At 72.3% G+C, this 2,813-nt stretch carries 2 protein-coding genes and 1 pseudogene; 2 read left to right on the top strand and 1 reads right to left on the bottom strand.

The annotated features are described in order from the left end of the window. Both VR44_RS47765 and VR44_RS31055 read left to right on the top strand, forming a co-directional pair. A pseudogene (locus VR44_RS47765) lies at positions 1-377 on the top strand (hypothetical protein); the annotation flags it as partial. Positions 378-390: 13 nt separating this feature from the next. Then, positions 391-1,074 carry an O-methyltransferase gene (locus VR44_RS31055; protein WP_245692547.1) on the top strand — a complete coding sequence of 228 codons (684 nt, stop codon included), beginning with the start codon at positions 391-393 and terminating at the stop codon, positions 1,072-1,074. A gap of 29 nt (positions 1,075-1,103) precedes the next feature. Here VR44_RS31055 and VR44_RS31050 read toward each other — a convergent pair whose 3' ends face one another. Further along, entirely contained in the window at positions 1,104-2,597 is a 1,494-nt protein-coding gene (locus VR44_RS31050) for a class I adenylate-forming enzyme family protein (protein WP_094192034.1), read from the bottom strand. Between the last annotated feature and the right edge of the window lie 216 nt (positions 2,598-2,813).

Here is a 2,813-nt window from a genome sequence, read left to right as displayed (position 1 = left end):
CCCAGACCCCGCTGCGGGAGACCTCCCTGCTGGATGCCGAAGTGCACGTGGAGGCGTCGGGCAACCCGGCGGCGACCCTGCCGGTCATCGAACGCCACCTGCGCCCGGGGGCGCGGTGCCTGGTGGTCTCCCGCACCGACCTGGCCGCCCTCATCGACTCGAACCCGTGGGTGTCGCACGCGGCCCGCCTCATCGGAGCCCGCGGACACTGCGGCGGAATCTACCCCTACCTGCTCAACCTCTTCCTGGCCGGACGGCTCGACCCCACCGCGCTGGTCGGGGCGACGCTGTCCCTGGAGGAGGTTCCGGCCGCACTGGCCCGGGGCGCGACCGCCACCTCGGCGGGCAAGACGATCGTCCGGGTCAGCGATCACTGAAAGGACAGATGTCGTGCTGGTGGGACACAAGACGGTGGAGGACACCCCGGAGATCAGGGGCTACCTGCTCCACCACGGCCGTGCGGCCGATCCGCTGCTGACGGAGCTGGCCGGGCAGACCCGGATTGTCGTGCCGGAGCTCGCGCACATGGCGCTGCCGCTGGAGGAGGCGGCGCTGCTGACTTTCCTGGTGCGGCTGACCGGCGCCCGCTCGGTGGTCGAGGTCGGCATGTTCACCGGCTCCTCGGCCATCGCCCTGGCCCGCGGGCTGCCGCCGGACGGCCGCCTGGTCACGTGCGAGATCGAACCGGGGTTCGCCGAGATCGCCCGGCCCTACTTCGAGCGGGCCGGGGTGGCCGATCGGATCGAGGTGCGCATCGGGCCCGCGCTGCAGACCCTGCGGGCGATGCCCGCCGGCCCGCACCTGGACCTGGCCTTCATCGACGGCCACAAGCCCGAGTACCTCGACTACTGGACGGAACTGGTACCCCGGCTGCGGCCCGGCGGCCTGCTCGTCGTGGACAACAGCCTCTTCTCCGGCCAGGTGGTGTGCCCGGAGCCGGGCAGCAAAGCCGCAGGGGTGCATGCCCTCAACGAGCACGCACGGACCGACCCCCGGGTCGAACTGGTGATGCTCAACATCGCCGACGGCCTCACCCTGGCCCGGCGCCTGGCCGATCCGCCCGGCCACGCCTGAACGGGCCGCACTCCCGGCCCGGCCTGGCCCTACTTGGCCCGTGCGGCGAGCAGCTCGGTGACCAGCCTGCGGCTGATCTTGCCGCCGTAAGCCAGCGGGATCGTCTCGACCGCGACCAGCTCCCGCGGGATCTTGTACTCCGCCAGGCCCGCGGCGCGCAGGACCTCGGTGACCTCCGCCAGCGTGATGTCCGCCCGGTCGACCACCAGGCACGGATACTGTCCGTGCCGGTCGTCCGGGCGGCCGACCACGGCGACCCGGCCGAAGCGAGCCAGTACGTCCTCGACCTCGCGGGCGGGGAACTCGCGCCCACCCACCTTGATCATCTCGCTGGCCCGGCCCAGGAAACGCACCCTGCCGTCGACGCCGATCTCCGCACGGTCCCCGGTACGCAGCCATCCGTCGCCGGTCACCGCGGCACGGGTCAGCTCCGGCTCGCCCAGGTAGCCGCGGAACATCGACGGCCCGCGAAGCTGGAGTTCACCGTCGACCACTCGGACCCGCGCCCCGGCGACGGGGGTGCCGATGGTGGCCGACACCGCATCGTCGGGGTCGTCCAGCCTGGTGTAGGTGCCCGCCCACACCTCGGACCACTGCACGATCACACGGGCACCGGTGGTCCGACGCAGGTCCCCGATCAGCGAGGCCGGCACCGAGGCGCATCCCGTGCGCACCCAGCGCAGAGCGATCCCGGCCCCGGACCGGGTGTCGAGCCTGCGCACGAGGTCGCCGAGCTGTGCGGGCGCCGCGTAGAGGACGGTGGCGCCGGTCCGGGCGGCGACGTCGAGGAAGGCGTCGAGGTCCCAATGGGGCAGCAGCGCCTGGCGGGCGCGGGTGAACAGGGTGAGGTGGATCAGCTGCAGGGTGAACCCGCCGAACGGGAGGGCACCCAGGAGCACATCGGCCTCGGTGACCAGGCCGTCCGCCGCGACCGCAGCCCCGTTGGACAATGCGGCGTCGTGGGTGTGCAGGCACAGCTTGCGGCGGGCCGCGGTGGTGCCGGAGGAGGGCAGCACCATCAGCGGCATGTCGGGACGCACCGCAACAGGTACCGGTTGTTCACCCGTCCCGTCGGCCAGCAACATCGCCCAGCTCTCCCTGTCCACCGTGAACACGGGCTCGATCCGGTCGAGCACCGCACGCACGTCGGAGTGCTCCAGGGCCGGGGGCAGGGGCAGCAAGACCGCCCCGACCGCGGCCACGGCGATGTGCGCGGTCAGAAATCTCCAGTCGTTGGGCAGCCGGATGGCGACGACATCACCCGTCCCCACTCCCTTGCGCTGCAACCCGGCCGCCAGCGCCTGCGAATCGGCCTGCCACTGCCGCCACGTCCACGTCCTCTTCCCGTCACTCGCCGCGACGGCATCAGGCGCGACCTCGGCCGCGGCGGCGAACACCGCGGGCAGTGTCAGCCCCAGAAGACCCGCGCTCGACGGGCTGAACAAGTAGTCAGCGGTGCTGATCCGCATCGGAGCCCTCGACGCGGTGGGGGCGAGGCTCGGCTGTGTGGTGTGGGGGTTCATGTCTCCTCCAACGATCTTTCCCTTGAGGCGACATGGCCGGCAAGACGATTGGCGCTGGAGGGGGTGGCCTGGCCCCGGGCGTGGCCGGCATCGCGTTCTTCGGCCGGGCCGGCATTGTGCTGCCGGGCGTGAGGCGGGGACTCCCGGCCGCGCTCGCCATCCGCTGACCGTGCGAGCAAGTGCCCCGGCGCAGTCCGCCGGGCCACTTCCCACTCG

It is taken from the genome of Streptomyces katrae (assembly GCF_000966975.1).
Lineage (GTDB): Bacteria > Actinomycetota > Actinomycetes > Streptomycetales > Streptomycetaceae > Streptomyces > Streptomyces katrae.
This window is presented reverse-complemented; position numbering and strand designations above follow the sequence as displayed.

Bases quoted from the DNA above. Each gene is read 5' to 3' on its own strand.
- VR44_RS31050 (WP_094192034.1), bottom strand. From the start codon at position 2,597: ATGAACCCCCACACCACACAGCCGAGCCTCGCCCCCACCGCGTCGAGG.